The organism is Phocaeicola sp. (genome assembly GCF_057861905.1).
In genome coordinates this window covers 1-4,581 of sequence record NZ_DBMACV010000119.1, presented here as the reverse complement: position 1 = coordinate 4,581, position 4,581 = coordinate 1, and the positions used below count along the sequence as shown (strand labels likewise).

The following is a 4,581-nucleotide window of genomic DNA, read 5'->3' as shown; positions in this document are numbered from 1 at the left end:
AGGCCTTTATATTTACGCTGCTCGTTTACCGCCGCACGCATAAAGTTCACCATACTGACTCCGGGAATCTCCACCGGATATTGGAAAGACAAAAACAGACCTTCATGACTGCGATCCTCAGGACTCAAAGCCAACAAATCTTTTCCTTCAAAAGTCACCGAACCTTTCGTTACCTCAAAAGCCGGATTGCCTACCAACACAGACGAAAGGGTACTCTTTCCGGAACCGTTGGGTCCCATAATAGCATGAACTTCACCTTTCTTTATGCTTAGATTAATACCTTTCAATATTTCTTTGCCATTGACACTGGCATGTAAGTCTTTTATCTCTAACATAATTCTATTAAATTCTTAGTTCTTCATTTATCCTACACTTCCCTCTAGAGAAATAGCCAGCAGTTTCTGTGCCTCCACCGCAAACTCCATTGGAAGTTTATTCAGTACTTCTTTTGCATATCCATTGACAATCAACCCAATAGCGTCTTCCGTAGGAATACCGCGCTGATTGCAATAAAACAACTGGTCTTCGCTGATCTTGCTGGTTGTCGCCTCATGTTCCACCACAGCTGTCTCGTTATGAATATCCATATATGGGAATGTATGAGCACCACACTGGCTCCCCAGCAACAAAGAGTCACACTGACTGTAATTACGGGCATTGTCTGCTTTCTGAGCCACACGTACCAGACCACGATAAGAGTTCTGGCTCTTTCCGGCACTGATTCCTTTACTAACAATGGTACTACGGGTATTTCTGCCTAAATGAATCATTTTAGTCCCCGTATCAGCCTGCTGATAGTTATTCGTTACTGCCACCGAATAGAATTCAGCAGTAGAATTATCTCCACTCAGGATACAACTGGGATATTTCCAAGTAATGGCCGATCCGGTTTCCACCTGTGTCCAGCTCAATTTGCTATCCACTCCTTTGCAATGACCGCGTTTTGTCACAAAGTTATATACTCCTCCTTTGCCTTCGGCATCTCCCGGATACCAGTTCTGTACGGTAGAATATTTCACTTCCGCACGGTCGTGCACCACAATCTCCACTATGGCCGCATGTAATTGGTTCTCATCCCGCATAGGGGCCGTACATCCTTCCAGATAAGAAACATAACTATCATCATCCGCAACAATCAGTGTACGCTCAAACTGACCGGTATTGGCTGCATTGATACGGAAATAAGTGGAGAGTTCCATAGGACAACGCACTCCTTTCGGAATATATACAAACGATCCGTCACTGAATACTGCCGAGTTCAAGGCTGCAAAGAAATTATCCCGCGGCCCGACCACCGAACCCAGATATTTCTTCACCAAATCGGGATGCTCACGCACCGCTTCACTGAACGAACAAAAAATAATCCCTTTTTCCAACAAGGTTTCTTTAAATGTAGTCTTGACGGATACAGAGTCCATGACAGCATCTACTGCCATACCGCTCAACGCCATTTGCTCCTCCAAAGGAATACCTAATTTATTGAAAGTTTTAATCAACTCAGGATCTACCTCATCCATACTTTTCGGTCCTTCTTTTTTCTTTGTAGGGTCCGCATAATAGGATATAGCCTGATAATCTATTTCAGGGATAGTGAGGTGTGCCCATGCAGGCATCTCCATGGTCAACCAGTAGCGGTATGCTTTCAGGCGAAACTCCAGCAACCACTCCGGCTCGTTCTTCTTTGCAGAAATCAAGCGGATAACATCCTCATTCAATCCCCTTTCTATAATATCTGTGTGAACTTCTGTGGTGAAGCCATATTTGTACTTCTCCTGCGTCAGTTCTTTCACATATTTATTGGGTTCTTCTTGCATATCTATCTTATATTTCTATTAATTGTTCTGTTACATTCTTAAATACCGGAAAAAAGATACCGGACAAGTCCCTCATAGAATAATATAACACTGATTCCTTCTTTTTTGTTGCACTGATCATCTCATTGTTCGGATCTATATATTCTATCACATGAATAGCTAACCCTATCAGTATCATATACTTCAATGCTCCCAATCCGCTGCCTAACCAACGGTTCAGCCATCCCAGGTGCACAGCATCCAATGCTTTTGTCAACAAAGAGGCGACGAACGCAAAACCTAAAGGTACAGCTATCCAGATCAATATAAAAGCCAAGACCTGTGCTACAGTCGTTGAAGTACCTAGAACCGGCGCCAACCTTTCGGCAACAATGCCAAACAAGGCACGAGCCATCAGCAATCCGGCTATCAACCCTACAATAGACGCCATCTGCTTCACAAATCCTTTTATTAATCCCATAATGACACCCACACCAATCATAGCCAATATAATAATATCTATTGTCGCCATCTTTATCGTTATTACAAAAAGCAGTAATGCCATTCTGAACAAAGCGAAGAATCTGCCAGCCCACGCGCTGGGCGAGGTGCCAGATCCTTCGCTATGCTCAGGATGACATTACCATCTATATTCTCAGACTTCAGTGTATTACAAAGTCTGTTTAACCTCTACTTCTTCGTAAGCTTCAATAATATCACCGACCTTGATATCGTTACAGTTTGTCAGACTGATACCACATTCAAAGTTAGTACCTACTTCTTTCACATCATCCTTGAAACGCTTCAAAGCATTGATAGCACCGGTAAAGACTACAATACCATCACGAATCAAGCGTGCCTTATCAGAACGTTTCACCTTACCTGTCTTCACCATAGCACCGGCAACCAAACCGACCTTGGTAATATTGAAGACTTCACGCACTTCGATGGTTGCAGTAATCTGTTCCTTCAAAGTAGGTGCCAGCATACCTTCCATAGCAGCCTTCACTTCTTCAATCGCATCATAGATAACAGAATATTTGCGGATATCCACACCCTCCTGCTCAGCCAGTTTGCCGGCAGAACTTGAAGGACGAACCTGGAAACCTACAATAATCGCATCTGATGCAGCAGCCAAAGTCACATCCGACTCGGAAATCTGACCGACACCTTTGTGGATCACATTAACCTGTACCTGTTCTGTAGACAGTTTTATCAATGAGTCGCTCAACGCTTCGACAGAACCGTCCACGTCACCTTTAACAATCACATTCAGCTCATGGAAATCACCCAAAGCCAAACGACGGCCCACTTCATCCAATGTCAGCAGTTTCTGAGTACGCAAGCCCTGCTCACGCTGCAACTGTTCACGCTTGTTGGCAATGTCACGAGCCTCTTGTTCCGTATCAATCACATGGAAAGTATCACCTGCCGCAGGAGCACCGTTCAGTCCCAGAATCAATACCGGTTCGGAAGGACCGGCCTCCTTGATGCGCTGGTTACGTTCATTAAACATGGCTTTCACCTTACCATAACTAGTACCAGCCAAGACTATATCGCCCATTTTCAGCGTACCGTTTGCCACCAACATAGTAGCCACATAACCGCGTCCCTTGTCCAACGACGATTCAATGATAGAACCGGTTGCCTTGCGGTCGGGATTAGCCTTCAAATCCAACATTTCAGCTTCCAGCAATACTTTTTCCAACAAATCGTGTACACCTGTACCTTTCTTTGCCGAAATATCTTGCGACTGATACTTACCACCCCACTCTTCCACCAGGAAGTTCATGGCAGCCAGTTCTTCCTTAATCTTATCCGGATTGGCGTGCGGCTTATCCACCTTATTAATAGCAAATACGATAGGCACACCGGCAGCCATAGCATGATTAATCGCCTCTTTGGTCTGCGGCATCACATTATCATCGGCAGCTACAATAATAATAGCAATATCCGTCACTTTCGCACCACGGGCACGCATGGCGGTAAATGCCTCGTGACCCGGAGTATCCAAGAATGTAATATGACGTCCGTCTTCCAATTTCACATTGTAAGCACCGATATGCTGGGTGATACCACCTGCCTCACCGGCAATTACATTTGCTTTACGAATATAGTCCAGTAATGAAGTCTTACCATGGTCAACATGTCCCATTACTGTCACAATCGGAGCACGCGGCTGCAAATCTTCTTCGTTATCTTCCTCTTCTGTAATAGCCTGTGCTACCTCAGCACTTACATATTCTGTCTTGTATCCGAATTCTTCCGCTACCAGGTTGATTGTCTCGGCATCCAGACGCTGATTGATAGAGACCATGATACCGATACTCATACAAGTAGCGATAACCTGAGTAACAGGAATATCCATCATACTTGCCAATTCGTTCGCAGTAACGAACTCGGTCAGTTTCAATATTTTGCTATCTTCCTGTTCCATCTCCTCCTGTTCCATCAGGCGGTTCTGAACATTTTCACGTTTCTCCTTACGATACTTGGCAGCCTTGTTCTTAGTCTTGTTAGTCAGACGTGCCAATGTTTCCTTAACCTGCTTTGCCACATCTTCATCACTAACTTCCGCTTTTACAACAGGTTTCTTGAAACGGTCTTTATTAAATTTGCCTCCACCCTGATTGTTATTGCCATTAGGTTTGGAGTTATTGTTCCTATTCGGTCTGTTAGCGTTATCGTTACGTTGGTTATTATTAGATGCTCCTCCAGCATTTGTTGTACCGGCAGCATTTATATCCACACGTTCCTTATTTATTCTATTGCGTTTTTTCTTCTTTGC

Annotated in this window: 4 protein-coding genes; all 4 read right to left on the bottom strand. The window is 44.2% G+C overall.

Annotated elements, in window-relative coordinates:
- Nucleotides 1–335, bottom strand: a 335-nt coding sequence (locus ACZM60_RS14365) for an ATP-binding cassette domain-containing protein (protein WP_489521831.1), incomplete at its 3' end; no start/stop codon positions are given.
- Between the two features lie 27 nt (nucleotides 336–362).
- The gene (gene sufB, locus ACZM60_RS14360; RefSeq protein ID WP_005838858.1) at nucleotides 363–1,814 is read right to left on the bottom strand and encodes a Fe-S cluster assembly protein SufB; all 1,452 of its coding nucleotides are present in this window, start codon (nucleotides 1,812–1,814) and stop codon (nucleotides 363–365) included.
- Between the two features lie 7 nt (nucleotides 1,815–1,821).
- Nucleotides 1,822–2,325 carry a CvpA family protein gene (locus tag ACZM60_RS14355; RefSeq protein ID WP_005849667.1) on the bottom strand — a complete coding sequence of 168 codons (504 nt, stop codon included), beginning with the start codon at nucleotides 2,323–2,325 and terminating at the stop codon, nucleotides 1,822–1,824.
- A 138-nt stretch (nucleotides 2,326–2,463) separates the two neighbouring features.
- Nucleotides 2,464–4,581 (bottom strand): translation initiation factor IF-2 (gene infB / locus ACZM60_RS14350; RefSeq protein ID WP_489521830.1); only part of this gene is annotated, 2,118 nt, incomplete at its 5' end.

Bases quoted from the DNA above. Each gene is read 5' to 3' on its own strand.
- sufB (WP_005838858.1), bottom strand. From the start codon at position 1,814: ATGCAAGAAGAACCCAATAAATATGTGAAAGAACTGACGCAGGAGAAG.
- ACZM60_RS14355 (WP_005849667.1), bottom strand. From the start codon at position 2,325: ATGGCGACAATAGATATTATTATATTGGCTATGATTGGTGTGGGTGTC.